Source organism: Rhodococcus sp. IEGM 1351 (assembly GCF_030056875.1).
In the GTDB taxonomy this organism is placed as follows: domain Bacteria; phylum Actinomycetota; class Actinomycetes; order Mycobacteriales; family Mycobacteriaceae; genus Rhodococcus_F; species Rhodococcus_F opacus.
The window spans coordinates 339,054-353,939 of the sequence record NZ_JASHKU010000002.1 but is presented as its reverse complement, the minus strand read 5'-3'; the positions used below and the strand labels follow the sequence as shown (position 1 = coordinate 353,939).

Sequence of the window (14,886 nt, the reverse complement as noted above, 5' to 3'; positions counted from 1 at the left end):
CTCACTGCGTCGCGGTGCAGTCCTTGCAGAGGCCGAAGATCTCGATGGTGTGGCTGACGTCGGAGAAGCCGTGGGCGTCGGCGATCGACTGCGACCACTGCTCGACGGTCGGTCCCTCGACCTCGACGGTGTAGCCGCAGGCACGGCAGACCAGGTGATGGTGATGTCCGGACGAGCAGCGCCGGTACACGGATTCACCGGTGTCGGTGCGCAGGACGTCGACCGTTCCGGCGTCGGCGAGCGTCTGCAGGGTGCGGTAGACGGTGGTCAGCCCGATGCCCTCGCCGCGCTTGCGGAGTTCGTCGTGCAGTTCCTGCGCCGACCGGAACTCCTCGATGTCGTCGAGGAGCGCGGAGATGGCGCTGCGCTGCTTGGTAGCGCGTACTCCCACGACGACGGGCTTGCGCTGGCCGGTGTTCTGGGTCAAGGCTTCTGTCCTTCCTCGGCGTGCGCGACGGCGTCCACGACGATGTGGGCGAGGTGGTCGTCCACCAGGCGGTAGAGGACCTCACGTCCCGTGCGTTCGCCGCGGACGACGCCCGCGGCCTTGAGCACGCGAAGATGCTGGCTGATCAGTGGCTGGGTGACTCCGAGTGCCCCGACGAGTTCGTGCACGCACCGTTCCGATTCGCGGAGCTGGAGGACGATCGCGATCCGGACGGGGGCCGCGAGGGCGCGCAGGATGTCGCCGGCCGCCGCAAGGGTCTCCTTCGACGGCACGGGAGCGGGCGCCGCCGCCTCGAACGGATGCAGATCCCCGGGATCGATGACGCTCACCAGTGATCTCCTTCGGTGTGCCGGACAATGGACGGGACCGTGGCCGCGAGGCCGTCGGCCCGGGAGGATCACCCTCACCTTATTGCAAATCGATTCCATTTTGATATGCACGAATACGCATGTCAACCGGGTGGGTGAACCGACCGCGGTCGGGCAGATAGGCTGGGCTCCGAAAAGCGCACGTGAACCATGCATCTATTACCCAGATGGAGAGCACCCGAGTGGCACCGAAGTCCAAAGTCGAAACCGTCGTCAATCTCGCCAAGCGTCGTGGCCTGGTCTACCCGTGCGGTGAGATCTACGGAGGCACGAAGTCGGCCTGGGACTACGGCCCCTTGGGCGTCGAGCTCAAGGAGAACATCAAGAAGCAGTGGTGGCGCAACATGGTCACCAGCCGCGAGGACGTCGTCGGCCTCGACTCCTCGGTCATCCTGCCCCGCGAGGTGTGGGTGGCGTCCGGTCACGTCGGCGTGTTCAACGACCCGCTGGTCGAGTGCCTCAACTGTCACAAGCGCCACCGTCAGGACCACCTGCAGGAGGCCTACGCGGAGAAGAAGGGCCTCGACAACCCGGACGACGTCCCGATGGACGTCGTGGCCTGTCCCGACTGCGGCACGGTCGGTCAGTGGACCGAGCCCCGCGACTTCAACATGATGCTCAAGACGTACCTCGGCCCGGTCGAGAGCGAAGAGGGCATGCACTACCTCCGCCCGGAGACCGCGCAGGGCATCTTCGTGAACTTCGCGAACGTGCTCACCACGTCGCGCAAGAAGCCGCCGTTCGGTATCGGCCAGATCGGCAAGAGCTTCCGCAACGAGATCACGCCTGGAAACTTCATCTTCCGCACCCGCGAGTTCGAGCAGATGGAGATGGAATTCTTCGTCAAGCCCGGCGAGGACGAAGAGTGGCACCAGTACTGGATCGACTACCGCATGGACTGGTACACCGGGCTCGGCATCAACAAGGACAACCTGCGCCTGTACGAGCACGCCCAGGACAAGCTGTCGCACTACTCCAAGCGCACCGTCGACATCGAGTACCGCTTCCACTTCCAGGGCAGCGAGTGGGGCGAGCTCGAAGGTGTGGCCAACCGCACCGACTTCGACCTGTCGACCCACTCGAAGCACTCCGGCACCGATCTCAACTACTACGACCAGGCCACCGGTGAGCGCTACACGCCGTACGTCATCGAGCCGGCAGCCGGTCTCACGCGGTCGCTGATGGCGTTCCTCGTCGACGCGTACACCGAGGACGAGGCGCCGAACGCGAAGGGCGGCGTCGACAAGCGCACCGTGCTGCGTCTGGACCGTCGTCTCGCCCCGGTGAAGGCCGCGGTGCTGCCGCTGTCGCGTAACGCGGACCTGACGCCGAAGGCCAAGGATCTCGCCGCGACGCTCCGCCAGCACTGGAACGTCGAGTTCGACGACGCCGGCGCGATCGGCCGCCGCTACCGCCGTCAGGACGAGATCGGCACACCGTTCTGCATCACCGTGGACTTCGACACGCTCGAGGACCACGCCGTGACCGTGCGTGAGCGTGACTCCATGGCTCAGGAGCGGGTCGCGCTCGACCAGGTCGAGGGTTACCTGGCGCAGCGCCTCATCGGTTCCTGATCCGCCGTCACCTGCGCGCGCCGCAGGTGGCGGTCAGATAGTTCGTCAGGATTCGCCGGTTCTCCTCGGACACCGGGATGCGCGAGTATTCCGGTTCCGAGGAGCCGACGGCGATCCACAGCGGAAAGACGAAGGGCTTCTTCGCTTCCGCGAGGGCATGGGGATCGCAGCGCGCCGCGTCGATCGTGATGTCGACGCTCAGCCGGTCCTCGTCCGCCCGCATGGTGGCGGGCAGCGCGCCGTGCAGCGCATACAGGACGCTGCCGCCGATCTCGTCCACCCGGACGTCGCCCGATGCGGTTCCCCGGCTCACGACGAGCTGGGCGGGGAGGGGCGCGGTCGGCTCGGGCGGAGCCGCCGCCGGGATCAGTGTCACCGGCACGGCCCGCGCCAGATCCTGTGCGGCGCAGTCGTCGTCGTGAATACGGGAGAGGACGTCGTACGGGGCGGCGAGCGGCACCCGCACGGGCGAGCCGTCCCGATCGGCGACACCGATCAGGGCGTACGCCGGCTCCGGGGACGTGTCGCAGCGAACCGGGCCGTACTCGGTCTCGACATCGATCCGGTTGCCGGGGCCGAGTTCGACCTCGCGCCGCGTCGCGGGCGCCGCCTCGAAGCCGGGACTGTCCAACGCCACGGATGTCACGGCGACGGGCGCATCGCCGGTGTTCGCGATCCGCACGTGAATCCGCCCACCCGCCGCGTCGTCCTCCCGGCTGCGATAGGCCTCAGCGGACAGCGGGATCGCGTCGTCCTCGGCCGGGTTCCCGACCGCGCAGCCCGACAGGCCGCCGCAGGCGGTGGCCGCGACGCAGGCGAGTGCGACGAAGACTCGGGAGGACGTCAGAATCGGCCGCCCCCACTGATCCGGCCGGAGCTGCTCGGCCCGCCGAAGGACCGCGGGCCGCTGCTGCGGCCGCCGCCGGAGCCCCGGCTTCCCCAATTACCGCCGCCGCTGAATCCGCCGCGCAGGATGCTGTCGATCAGGATGCCGCCGAGGATCGCTCCGGTGGCATTCCCGCCACCGCTTCCGGGTCCGGGGCGCTGGCGGGACTCCCAGCGGCTCACGTCGTTCTGCGCCAGGCGCAGTGCGTCGGCCGCCAGGCCGGCCGCGGCCTGGGCGTGCTGAAGCGCGCGGGAGGCGTCGGTGGCGCGGAGTTGTTGCGCGCCCGCCAGGTGCCGCTGCGCCTCGGTGAGGCGGGTCCGGGCGTCCGCTCCCACCGCGCCGCGTCGGGTGCCGATGAAGTCCGACGCCGCCGTGACCTGCGACTGCGCGGCCACGATGTCCTGCTCGAGACGCTGCTGCGCACGTTCGGCCTGCTGCCGGGATTCCTGCGCCTCGGCGAGGACGGCGTCGAGTTCCGCGTCTGCCGTGACGATCTGGGTGAAGCTGCCGAGCGGGTCGGTGTCCGCGGCGGTGCGGGCCGCCGCCAGTGCTGCCTCGGCCGCGGCGCGGGCCGAGGCGAGCCGGTCCCCACCCTGCTCGGTGAACTGGGCCGCGGCCGCGATCCCGGCCTCCACGTCGGCGATCGCGGCCGGCAGCGTGGCGATGGCGTGCCGGATGTTCTCCGCGGCGTGGTCGACGGCGTCGAGTAGCGTCCGGGCCTGTTCGAGGGCGCCCTCGGCTCCGCGGATCGCCGACACCGCCGGTCCCTGCTTCCCGGGCGGCAGGGCGATCGCGTCCCGGCCGTCGGCCACGGCCCGTTCCGCGAACGCGAGCCGCTCCTCCGCCATCGTCACGTTGTGGGCGACGGAAGCGAGTGCAGCGGCCGGGAATTCGGTCTGCAGGGTGGCGAGAGTCTGCGTGGAGTCGGGGATCCGCACGGTCAGCGCGACCATGTCGCGGGTGAGCGCGTCGAGCCGGTCGGGGGCGTTGATCAGCAGGTCCCGGAGTCCGTCGAACTCCTGGACCCGCTCGTTGAGTTCGCGGTCGGCGCGCCCGCACGAGGTGATGATGTCGATGAGCATTTCCCGCTGCTGCTGCGGGGTCTCGGGGATCGCGTCGTCGAGTCGCTGACGGACGGTGAACGCGGCCGCGAGTGTCGCCTTCGCCGTATCGAACGCCGCCGTGAACGACGCCGTGGCCTGCTCGCCGAATTCGCCGCGGGCCAGTTCGAGTTCCTCCTGGCTCGTGCGCAGCGCGTCGTCGGTCTCGACGAGCACCTCCTTGGCGCGCTCGTCCAGGGTCGGCAGCGGGAGCGCCGTCAACGCGGCGGTGTCCTCGGGGCTGATGCTGCGCGCCGCCTCGACACCGGCCCGGGTGTGGTCGTGCTTCTTCTTCCGCGAATACAGCACGACACCCCCCGCACCCACGACGACGACACCGCCGCCGATCAGCAGTGTGCGCACCGACATTCCTTCGCCCGGAGTCATCGCGTCGCCCAGGCCGCCCGCCGCTGCGATGGCGCCTCCGGCCCAATCCTCCTCGCGCAGAGCGGGTTCCACCGCATCCACCCGGATCGACTCGGCCTCGTCACTGGTGATCTCCGACAGTCCGTCCGGCGCGATGAGGGCGTACTCGCGGTCGACCGTCGCGACCGCGAGCAGGGCGTCGCGGTCGCCGAGCGAGGAGGCCTGCGCAGTCTGATCCGCCCACGGACCGGCGCCGAGACCATTGAAGTCGGGCACGTACACCACCCACAACCGCACCTTGTGCTCGTCGTACAGCTGGTCGATCGCGGCCTGGACGTCGCTCTGCTGGTCGGCGTCGAGCACTCCGACGGTGTCCGTGATCTGACCGGGAAGACGGAACGGTGCGTCCGCCGCGGCGATCGCGGGAGAGAACAGGATCGCCACGAGAGTCAGGAGCGCGGAGACGGCGCCGAGGGCGGCGAACCGCCGAGCACGGGGCTGTCGGGGGCGGGACGACGGCGTCTGCTCGAGGCGCGGTGCGAGTGGCATGGCAGCAAATCTATCGGGTGTGGCGAGTCGTCATCGGGACAGTTCGGCGACAGCTGGCAGAATCAGGGAGTGAATTCTGCACCGAGCCGTGAACGCCACGACCTCCCGCGCCGTCCTGCGCGCCTGGGGTTCGCCGGCACGCTGGCCCGGTGGACCCGCCGGATCATCGCCGGCGTGGTCCTCCTCGCCGCCGCGCTGGTGCTGGGCACCGCGGTCCGGGTGTGGCAGGTCGCGCGGATCGACGACACGTCGGCCGCCGACGCGATCGTCGTGCTCGGCGCCGCCCAGTACTCGGGAACACCGTCGTCGGTGTTCGAGGCCCGGCTCGAGCAGGCGTACAAGCTGTACGAGCGAGGGGTGGCCCCCGAGGTCATCACGGTCGGCGGCAAGCAGGAGGGCGACGAGTACACCGAGGCGGCGTCCGGCAAGAACTATCTGATCTCGCGCGGCGTCCCCGCCGACAGCATCACCGCGGTCGAGGAGGGGTCCGACACCCTGCTCAGCATCGAGGCGGTGAGTGAGGCGATGGGGGAGCAGGGCATCGACTCGGCGGTCCTGGTCAGCGACCCCTGGCATTCGCTGCGGACGCGGACGATGGCACGCGACGCCGGACTCGACGCCTGGACGGCGCCCACCCGGCAGGGGCCCGCCGTGTTCACCCGCGAATCTCAGTTGCACGGAATTGCCCGGGAGACAGGGGCGTTGATCTGGTACCAGCTCACCCACTTCTCGGCCGACTTCCCCTACACGGCGGGACAGTAGACATTCGATGACAGCACACACGACACCCCTCGGCGACGTGTACTCCGCGCACGACGTCGCCCGCCGGGTCCGCGAGGCACCGAAACGGGCGGGAATCCCGGGCAGCCAGATCGCGGCCGCGCAACACCGATCCGTCTTCTCCCGGGACCGCGCCCGCGTCCAGCACTCCGCTGCGCTCCGCCGACTCGCGGACAAGACCCAGGTGGTGGGCCCCCGGGACGGTGACACTCCGCGGACGCGGTTGACGCACTCGATCGAGGTGGCGCAGATCGGCCGCGGAATCGCCGACGGTCTCGGCTGCGATCCCGATCTGGTGGACCTCGCGGGCCTCGCGCACGACATCGGTCACCCACCGTACGGTCACAACGGGGAGAAGGCCCTCGACGAGGTTGCGGAAAGCTGCGGCGGGTTCGAGGGCAACGCCCAGAATCTGCGCATCCTCACGAGCCTCGAACCGAAGGTGCTGTACCCCGACGGAAGCAGTGCCGGGCTCAACCTGACCCGCGCGTCGCTGGACGCGGCGATCAAGTATCCGTGGACCCGGCCGCGCCCCGGCGCGAAGTTCGGGGCCTACGACGACGACGCCGACGTGCTCGCGTGGATCCGCGAGGGCGCCCCCGACGGCCACCAGTGCCTCGAGGCTCAGGTCATGGATTGGGCCGACGACGTCGCCTACTCCGTGCACGACGTCGAGGACGGCGTGATCGACGGGCGCATCGATCTGCGTTCACTGGCCGATCCGGTGGACCAGCGGGCACTCGCCGAGTTCGGTGCGTCGGAGTTCCCGGGACTCGACGTCGAGGAACTGGTCGAGGCCGCGACGCGGTTGAGTCTTCTGCCCGTCGTCGTCGAGGTGGGCAGCTACGACGGCACGCTCACCAGTTCGGTTGCCCTGAAGAACCTCACCAGCGAACTGGTCGGCCGGTTCGCGACCGCCGCGATCATCGGGACCCGCGACGTCCACGGCGACAAGCCGGTCGCCCGGTACGACGCCGACCTGGTGGTCCCGCCGGTGGTCGCGGCGGAGGTGGCACTGCTCAAGACGTTCGCACTGAACTACGTGATGTCGGATGCCGGCCACCGGGCGCGGCAGGCACGCCAGCGTGACCGCGTGCACCGCGTCGCGGAATGGCTGCTCGCGACCGCACCCGCCGGTCTCGACCCCATCCTGGTTCCCGCCTGGAACGCGGCGGCCGACGATCCCGCACGGGTCCGGGTCGTCGTCGACCAGATCGCCTCCTACACCGAGAGCCGGCTCGAACGCGTCGACAAGTCCAGTCTCGGAGCCCAGGCGAGCTGGGGCTGACAAAGTCGGAAGTCGGACCCGTCCGGCCGCCGCGGTGCTACGAATAGGTCTACAGACAGCTTGCACCCAATGGTCAGGGAGCCCGGATGAAGTCTGCAGTGCGCAAGATCATCGGTTCGACGTCCGCAGCGCTGGCGGTGGCGGTCGGTGCCGCCCTGCTGGCCCCACCCGCGGCACAGGCCGCGCCCGTGTACCCGTTCGCGGACCCCGATCCGTTCTACGGTGCGCCCGCCGACGTCGGGACACGCGCCGACGGTGACGTGCTGGCGAGCCGACCGGTCGCGGCCACCGGTTTCCCCACCGCCGACGCCTGGCAGGTGAAGTACAAGTCGACCAACTCCGCGGGGGCGCCCATCGCCGCAGTCACCACGGTGCTGGTACCTCGCGGCACTCCCGCGAACCGGCCGCTCGTGTCCTATCAGCCGTTCGTCAACGCTCTCGGGCTCGAGTGCGCGCCGTCGCACCAGCTGTTCAACGGCGGAATCCAGGAGGGGCCCGCCCTCAACGCCCTGCTCGCGCGGGGCTGGGCCGTCGCCGTGCCCGATCACCTCGGACCGACCAGCGCGTACGGGGCCGCGAAACTCGGCGGCCGGCTCGTCCTCGACGGCGTCCGCGCCGCGCAGCGGCTCCCGGAGGCCGGACTCGGTGGCAGTCCGGTCGGGCTGGCCGGCTACTCGGGCGGCGCCATGGCGACCAACTGGGCCGCGGCGCTCGCACCCACCTACGCCCCGGAACTGAACATCGTGGGCGCCGCCCAGGGCGGCACACCGGTCAACATCGGTGAACTGGCCGACCGCCTGGGCACCACCCGCTCGCAGGCGTTCGGCCTGGGTTTCGCGGCCGCCATCGGGCTCGAGCGGGAATACCCGACGCGTTCACCGCTGGGGGACGGCCTCAACGGCGCCGGACTCGACCTGCGGACGCAGATGAGCAACATGTGCACCGATTCGATCCTCGGCGCCGGTGCGGGGAAGTCGCTGCCCGACCTCACCAATGGTCCCGGGATCCTCGCCGATCCGTCCGGCCGCTCGGTGATGGACGAGAACAGCGTCGAACTGTATCCGGGAGTCCCGAGGACGCCGATGTTCGTCTGGCACGGCAGCGCGGACCCCCTCGTCGCCATCGGGCCGGTGCAGAACACCGTCGCCCGGTACTGCTCACAGGGTGCGCGCGTGCAGTTCGACGTGATCCCGGGCGCCGACCACGGCACCGCCACCATGCTCGGTGCCGGTCCCGCATTCGGCTATCTCGGCGACCGATTCGCCGGGATTCCCGCCCCGTCGAACTGCTGACACCGAGGCGGAAGTTCGGGCCGCGGAAGAGCGCCTAGACTGTCCTCCGTGGCTGGCAGAATCCCTGATCGTGACGTTGCGGCCATTCGCGAGCGCACACGGATCGAGGACATCGTAGGTGAGTACGTCTCCCTCAAGCGCGCGGGCGGCGACTCCATGAAGGGGCTGTGCCCGTTCCATGACGAGAAGTCGCCGTCGTTCCACGTGCGGCCCAACCACGGGCACTACCACTGCTTCGGGTGCGGCGAGGGCGGCGACGTATACTCGTTCCTCCAGAAGATCGACCACATCAGTTTCGTCGAGGCCGTCGAGCAGCTCGCCGACCGGTTGAACTACACCATCTCGTACGAGGGCGGCGGCACCTCGGTGCAACGCGACCGCGGCACCCGCTCCCGGCTGGTCGCGGCCAACGCGGCCGCGCAGGAGTTCTACTCGGCGCGCCTGCAGGAACCCGACGCGCAGGCGGCCCGCGACTACCTGACGGAACGGAACTTCGACGCGCAGGCCGCGCAGCAGTTCGGGTGCGGGTATGCACCCGACGGCTGGGACATCCTCACGAAACACCTGCTGGGCAAGGGTTTCGACGTCAAGGAACTCGAGGCCGCGGGCCTGTCGAAAGCCGGGCGGCGTGGTCACATCGACCGCTTCCACCGGCGCCTGCTCTGGCCGATCCGGAACCTGTCCGGCGACGTCATCGGTTTCGGCGCCCGCAAGTTGTTCGACGACGACACCATGCCCGGCAAGTACGTCAACACGCCGGAAACCATGCTGTACAAGAAGTCTCAGGTGCTGTTCGGGCTCGACCTCGCCAAGCGCGACATCGCCAAGGGGCATCAGGCCGTGGTGGTCGAGGGATATACCGACGTCATGGCGATGCACCTGGCCGGGGTCAAGACCGCCGTCGCCGCCTGCGGCACCGCCTTCGGTGAGGACCACCTCGCGATGCTGCGGCGACTGCTGATGGACGACAGCTACTTTCGCGGCGAGATCATCTACACCTTCGACGGCGACGCCGCCGGCCAGGCCGCGGCGATGAAGGCGTTCGAGGGTGACCAGAAGATGGCCGGGCAGACCTTCGTCGCCGTGGCACCCGAGGGCATGGACCCGTGCGAGCTGAGGCAGAAGTCCGGTGACGCCGCGGTCCGCGACCTGGTGGCGCGTCGCACACCGATGTTCGAGTTCGTGGTCAAGTCGATCCTCACCGAGCACGACCTCGAGACCGCCGAGGGCCGGGTCGAGGCGCTGCGGCGCACCGTGCCGGTGGTCGCCCAGATCAAGGAAGCGACGCTGCGTGACAGCTACGCCGTCCAGCTGTCCGGCTGGGTGGGCTGGGACGACATCGCCGCCGTCCGGCAGCGGGTGCGGGACGAGGCGCGCAAGCGGGCGTCCACCCGCGGGTCGCTGCCTGCGCCGCTGAAGAAGAAGGCCTCCCGGGACGAGGACCAGGACGCCCCGCAGTTGCCGGTCGGCCTCTCCCGGCCGCGGCCGAACGATCCGACGCTGTGGGCGCAGCGCGAGGCGCTGAAAGGCGCGTTGCAGTACCCGGCGATCGCGGGCACCGTGTTCGACTCGCTGCCGGTGGAGACGTTCACCCATCCGACGTACGTCGTGATCCGTGAGTCGATGATCGCGTCCGGCGGTACCAGCGCAGGACTCGGTGGCGGCGAGTGGGTCGACGCGGTCAGCCGCGGTGTCGACGACGTCACCGCGGCGTCCCTCGTGTCGGAACTCGCCGTCGAGCCGTTGCCCGCCGAAGAGGACACCGTGCCGCGATACATCTCCGGCGTGATCGCACGCCTGCAGGAGGTGTGGGTGGGAGAGCAGGTGGCGGAACTGAAGTCCAAGCTGCAGCGCATCTCACCGGCGACGGCGTCGGACGAGTTCCATTCACTGCTCGGCGACCTCGTCGCCCTGGAGCAGTACCGCCGCAGCCTGCTCGATCAAGCGATCGGCGACACCAAACGGGATGGGATGGCCGGCTGAACCGGCCGCTGCCCGGCTACTTCTTCTTGAGCTGATCCTGGGGAACCAGGATGGTCGTTTCCTCGTCGAGCGGTTTCATGGGCTCGAGCTTCGGCTGAGTGTTCAGGGAGTCGGACAGCTTCTGACGCGACATCTGCAGCACCTTCTTCGTGGCCGGGCTGGTGGCCACGGCCTTGGTGGCCCGGCTGATCTGTTCGTAGCGCGCACGTCCTGCTCGCGTACCCAGCACGTACCCCGCAGCGATACCGATCAACAACCGCATCATTCCCGCTTCCTCCCGACGCACAACGACCTGCACCCATCCTGCCTGATGCGTCGACAGGCAGGCGATTTGGTACTGGGGTGGGGCTATGCGCTACAGTTTCTCTCGCATCGCCGGGAACGGCGAAGCACAGCAGAATAATCCCCTGTAGCTCAATTGGCAGAGCTTCCGACTGTTAATCGGACGGTTGCTGGTTCGAGTCCAGCCGGGGGAGCACCGAAACCCCGTCCGGTTGATCCGGGCGGGGTTTTCTGCTGCGCCCGGCCAATTCGAACAGGTGCACCGTCTGGGGCGAGTACATTCCCGCTGTATCGGCAGCAATCGATCGCGGGGTGTGCGATGAGCGAGGACGGCCGCGAAACCGGGCGGACAGGGTCGATCGGGCGCTTCGGCACGAACGACGCCCCCCGGTGGCTGCTGCCCTCGATCCTCTACGTCCTGCTGGCCGTCGCCGCCTACCAGTTGTCGGGATGGCTGTTCGTCAACCTGCGGAGCTTTCTGGGTTTGCTGTTCCTCGCGTGGTTGTTCAGTATCACCATCGAACCGGTCGTCGACTGGCTCGAGCGCCGGGGGTTGCGGCGCGGCGCCGCCACCGGGCTCGTCCTGTTCGCGCTGTTCGTCTTCGCCATCGGCTTCCTGGCCCTGTTCGGGACCCTGCTCGCCCAGCAACTCGCCCAGCTCCTCAAGGCCCTGCCGGACGCGCTGTCCTCGGTGACCGACTGGTCCAATCGTGTGTTCGACACCGACTTCGCGACCGGTGAGGACCTCATCCACCTCACGCCCGAAACCATCCGAGACCTCGCCGAACGATTCACGCCGGGAGTGCTGGGCGTCTTGTCCTCGCTGCTCGGCGTCGTATTCCAGATGCTGACGCTGCTGCTGTTCGTCTTCTACATGTCCGCGCAGGGGCCGGCGCTTCGCCGCACGATCTCGAGTTGGTTTCCGGCTCGGCAACAGCGAGTCATCTCGGTGGTCTGGGAGATCTCGGTCGAGAAGGCCGGCGGATACGTGGTGTCGCGGCTGATCCTCGCTGCGGTGAGTTCGGTCGCCACGGGCATCTTCCTCGTGGCGATCGGCGTGCCCTACTGGCTGCCGCTGGCGCTGTGGACCGGCATCGTCTCGCAGTTCGTCCCCACCCTGGGCACCTACCTCGCGATCGCGCTCCCCGCGATCATCGCGGCGGCATCCCAGCCGATGGACGGTGTGTGGGTGATCGTGTTCGGGACCGTCTACCAGCAGATCGAGAACTATGTGCTGCACCCGCGCATCACGTCCGCGACAGTCTCGATCCACCCCGCGGTCGCGTTCGGATCGGTGATCGTGGGCGCCTCACTGTTCGGCCCGGTCGGCGCCCTGGTGTCGGTGCCGGTGGTCGCCGCGATCGAGGCCCTCGTCGAAACGTACGGGCGACGGTACGAACTCGTCGCAGACGCACCGGCGCCGGTCACCTCAGTCGAACAACGCAAACACGCGGGCGACGAAGAAAGCCGCGACCGCGAGGACGAGTAGCCCGACCACGATGAACGCGAGGATCGGCACCGTCCGGCCCGGCATCGGCTGCGGATGCGACAACCCCGAGGTCTGGCCGGCATCCGGTGGCGTGTCACCCGGCTGAACGCTGCCGCCCTCGTCGAGCGCCGGTGCATCTTCCGGTTCCGGTCCTGGTCGTTCGACGCTCATACTCTGCTCCCATCTCGTGGTCCTCCGCAGTGCGGATCACACCCGCGTACCCCGGGAGACGCGTTCGCACACACGGTGACGAGGCAGCGTCCACGTCGGGGCACCGATGTGGTCCGCCGACCACGAAAAGTCCTGTCACGGCGGGCTTCGTCCCGGCTACGCGCCCACGGCGGGCGCACGGTAACATCGGCACGCCGCGATCGCGAGAACTGCGGCGATGGGGCGGTAGCTCAGTCGGTTAGAGCCGTGGACTCATAATCCATTGGTCGCGGGTTCGAGCCCCGCCCGCCCCACCGTCTTCCGCGGATCCCCGATGGTCGAACGCCCGCTCCGTCGTTGTTCTCCGTGCCGGAGCGGGGCAGACTGAATGGCATCCGAGGAGGCCATCGTGGACCTGCAGATCGTGGCGATCGACAAGCCCGACGACATGAACGTGATCGTCGGACAGTCCCACTTCATCAAGACCGTCGAGGACGTGCACGAGGCGCTGGCGGGAGTGAGCCCCCACCTCCGGTTCGGTATCGCGTTCTGCGAAGCCTCGGGGCCTCGCCTCGTTCGCTGTTCCGGCAACGACGACCGTCTCGTCGAGTTGGCCACCCGCAACGCTGTTGCCGTCGGCGCGGGACACTCATTCTTCGTGTTCCTGGAGGACGGCTACCCGGTGAACGTCCTGAACACTCTGAAGCAGGTGCCGGAGGTGTGCGGCATCTTCTGCGCCACCGCCAACCCCGTCGAAATCATCGTGGCCGAGACGGAACTCGGCCGGGGCATCGCCGGCGTGATCGACGGGCGCTCACCCGCCGGTGTCGAGACCGACGCCGACGTCGCTGACCGCAAGGCGTTGCTCCGGACGATCGGTTACAAGCTCTGAGCGAGCGGAACTCGGACTACACCAGCGGATCGACGCGTTCCCAGGCAACGGGGAGTTGCACGTCGACACCCTCGGACCGGCCCTTCTCGGTGAGGAACCGCAGGGACCGCCGGAAGTTGTCGGCGAAGCGGGGGAGCGGCGTCAGCGGCCTGTCGAGTGGCTTCCAGAAGTTGTCCCAATGGATCGGGATCACGCGGCGTGCGCCGGTCCGGGTCACGAGTGCGTCCCAGTAGTCGCGGCGGAACTGGTCGGATTGCTTGCCGAGTGTGCCGATGCCGAGATAGACGGTGTCGGCGTCGTATCCGTCGAGCGCACCGGGCACGAAGTTCGCGCTGGCGTGGACGAGGACGCGGCCGTCGGGGTGCGCGAAGTGGAACGAGAAGCAGTCGCCCTGCGCGTATTCGCCGATCGATGCCGGCGGGTGCACCGCGTGTTCGATCGTGCCCGGGAACTTCGCCCGGGGGCTGTGCTCGGCGGGCAGCGCCGTCACCTCGTATGCGCCGTATCTCAGGGGAGTTCGCACCTGGATCGTTCGGAACCGGTCCATCGCGAACCCATAACCTTCGGCGATGTGACGCGTCGACGGCGAACCGACGAGCTCCGCACCGGTGCGCTGCGCCACCGTCGGGGAGTCCATCGCGTGGTCGTAGTGCGAGTGCGCGACGAGGACGGCGGCGAGGCGGTCGGTTCGGGTTCGCGTGAGGGCGCGGTCGACGGCGGCACCGTCGGGGCGCAGCGGACGGAGTACCGATCGCAGGAGCGGCGGTCTGGAGAAGAACCCGTCGGTCATCAGCGATGTCTCGCCGTCGGACAACAGGATCGTGGAAACACCGAGGAAGGTGGCGTGCATGCTCGCGACCGTACCGGTGGGCGGCACTCGCACGTCGGGATCTGTGGTCGCTCTACGATGACGGCCATGGCGATCACTCCCGACACGAAGAACTGGACCTGGGTCCTCGACCGGGCGTGTCCCGACTGCGGGTTCGACTCGGCGGCAACCCGGTACGAGGACATTCCGGCGCTGGTCCGGGTGAACGTGGAGGCATGGTCGCCGGTCCTCACCCGCCCCGACGTGACAGTCCGGCCGGACGAGCAGACGTGGTCGGCGCTCGAGTACGCCGCACACGTTCGCGACGTGTTCCGGATCTTCGACGTCCGGCTCCGGCTCATGCTCGACGAGACGGATCCACTGTTCCCGAACTGGGATCAGGACGAGACCGCGGTCGCCGAGCGCTACAACGAGCAGGATCCGGCCGTCGTGGACGCCGAGCTGCGTGCGGCCGGTGCGGCGGCGGCGGACGACTTCGAAGCCGTCGCGCCGGAATTCCGGGTGCGGACCGGGCGGCGGAGTGACGGCGCGTCGTTCACGGTGGAGTCGCTGGCCAAGTATTTCGTCCACGATCCGATCCATCACCTCCACGACGTGTCGGGGTAACAGT

General features: G+C 68.8%; 15 protein-coding genes and 2 tRNA genes. 10 read left to right on the top strand and 7 right to left on the bottom strand.

Annotation, left to right across the window (positions count from 1 at the left end):
* Position 1: 1 nt before the first annotated feature.
* Together QM806_RS04800 and QM806_RS04795 are read right to left on the bottom strand one after the other, a co-directional pair.
* Positions 2-427, bottom strand: a complete 426-nt coding sequence (locus QM806_RS04800; protein WP_005247888.1) for a Fur family transcriptional regulator — start codon at positions 425-427, stop codon at positions 2-4.
* The gene (locus tag QM806_RS04795) at positions 424-777 is read right to left on the bottom strand and encodes an ArsR/SmtB family transcription factor (RefSeq protein WP_005574847.1); all 354 of its coding nucleotides are present in this window, start codon (positions 775-777) and stop codon (positions 424-426) included. Before QM806_RS04795 ends, QM806_RS04800 begins: the two co-directional genes overlap by 4 nt.
* A gap of 221 nt (positions 778-998) precedes the next feature.
* Here QM806_RS04795 and QM806_RS04790 point away from each other — a divergent pair, with 221 nt between their 5' ends.
* A complete protein-coding gene (locus QM806_RS04790; protein WP_005571613.1) occupies positions 999-2,390 on the top strand; it encodes a glycine--tRNA ligase in 1,392 nt (463 codons plus the stop codon).
* Between the two features lie 7 nt (positions 2,391-2,397).
* On the opposite strand, the gene QM806_RS04785 is transcribed toward QM806_RS04790, so the two are convergent.
* The gene (locus QM806_RS04785) at positions 2,398-3,333 is read right to left on the bottom strand and encodes a hypothetical protein (protein ID WP_240960714.1); all 936 of its coding nucleotides are present in this window, start codon (positions 3,331-3,333) and stop codon (positions 2,398-2,400) included.
* Complete coding sequence (locus QM806_RS04780) at positions 3,234-5,291, bottom strand: TPM domain-containing protein (RefSeq protein WP_283290583.1); 2,058 nt, start codon at positions 5,289-5,291, stop codon at positions 3,234-3,236. The genes QM806_RS04785 and QM806_RS04780 overlap by 100 nt, the downstream gene beginning before the upstream one ends.
* Before the next feature lie 69 nt (positions 5,292-5,360).
* Between QM806_RS04780 and QM806_RS04775 the strand changes: the two genes are divergently transcribed.
* From QM806_RS04775 to dnaG, 4 genes are all read left to right on the top strand, one after another.
* Positions 5,361-6,053: a YdcF family protein gene (locus tag QM806_RS04775; RefSeq protein ID WP_005247872.1), complete on the top strand. Its 693-nt coding sequence runs from the start codon at positions 5,361-5,363 to the stop codon at positions 6,051-6,053.
* 7 nt (positions 6,054-6,060) lie between these two features.
* A complete protein-coding gene (locus tag QM806_RS04770) occupies positions 6,061-7,359 on the top strand; it encodes a deoxyguanosinetriphosphate triphosphohydrolase (protein WP_005261214.1) in 1,299 nt (432 codons plus the stop codon).
* An 86-nt stretch (positions 7,360-7,445) separates the two neighbouring features.
* Entirely contained in the window at positions 7,446-8,651 is a 1,206-nt protein-coding gene (locus QM806_RS04765) for a lipase family protein (protein WP_064080895.1), read from the top strand.
* A gap of 48 nt (positions 8,652-8,699) precedes the next feature.
* A complete protein-coding gene (gene dnaG, locus QM806_RS04760; RefSeq protein ID WP_283290580.1) occupies positions 8,700-10,634 on the top strand; it encodes a DNA primase in 1,935 nt (644 codons plus the stop codon).
* 16 nt (positions 10,635-10,650) lie between these two features.
* Here the strand turns inward: dnaG and QM806_RS04755 are convergent, their stop codons facing one another.
* Positions 10,651-10,899: a hypothetical protein gene (locus QM806_RS04755; protein WP_005570860.1), complete on the bottom strand. Its 249-nt coding sequence runs from the start codon at positions 10,897-10,899 to the stop codon at positions 10,651-10,653.
* Between the two features lie 138 nt (positions 10,900-11,037).
* Between QM806_RS04755 and QM806_RS04750 the strand changes: the two genes are divergently transcribed.
* Both QM806_RS04750 and QM806_RS04745 read left to right on the top strand, forming a co-directional pair.
* Positions 11,038-11,110 (top strand) — tRNA-Asn (locus QM806_RS04750).
* A gap of 125 nt (positions 11,111-11,235) precedes the next feature.
* A complete protein-coding gene (locus QM806_RS04745) occupies positions 11,236-12,405 on the top strand; it encodes an AI-2E family transporter (RefSeq protein ID WP_283290578.1) in 1,170 nt (389 codons plus the stop codon).
* On the opposite strand, the gene QM806_RS04740 is transcribed toward QM806_RS04745, so the two are convergent.
* Positions 12,346-12,576, bottom strand: coding sequence for a DUF6480 family protein (locus tag QM806_RS04740; protein WP_064080893.1), 231 nt, complete (start codon positions 12,574-12,576; stop codon positions 12,346-12,348). The two genes, QM806_RS04745 and QM806_RS04740, sit on opposite strands and share 60 nt — an antisense overlap.
* Before the next feature lie 219 nt (positions 12,577-12,795).
* Here QM806_RS04740 and QM806_RS04735 point away from each other — a divergent pair.
* Positions 12,796-12,869: transfer RNA gene (locus tag QM806_RS04735), tRNA-Ile, on the top strand.
* A gap of 95 nt (positions 12,870-12,964) precedes the next feature.
* Positions 12,965-13,447: an adenosine-specific kinase gene (locus QM806_RS04730; RefSeq protein ID WP_005570862.1), complete on the top strand. Its 483-nt coding sequence runs from the start codon at positions 12,965-12,967 to the stop codon at positions 13,445-13,447.
* A gap of 16 nt (positions 13,448-13,463) precedes the next feature.
* On the opposite strand, the gene QM806_RS04725 is transcribed toward QM806_RS04730, so the two are convergent.
* Positions 13,464-14,297, bottom strand: a complete 834-nt coding sequence (locus tag QM806_RS04725; protein WP_206032577.1) for an MBL fold metallo-hydrolase — start codon at positions 14,295-14,297, stop codon at positions 13,464-13,466.
* A gap of 66 nt (positions 14,298-14,363) precedes the next feature.
* Between QM806_RS04725 and QM806_RS04720 the strand changes: the two genes are divergently transcribed.
* A complete protein-coding gene (locus QM806_RS04720; protein WP_005570866.1) occupies positions 14,364-14,882 on the top strand; it encodes a DinB family protein in 519 nt (172 codons plus the stop codon).
* Positions 14,883-14,886 lie beyond the last annotated feature (4 nt).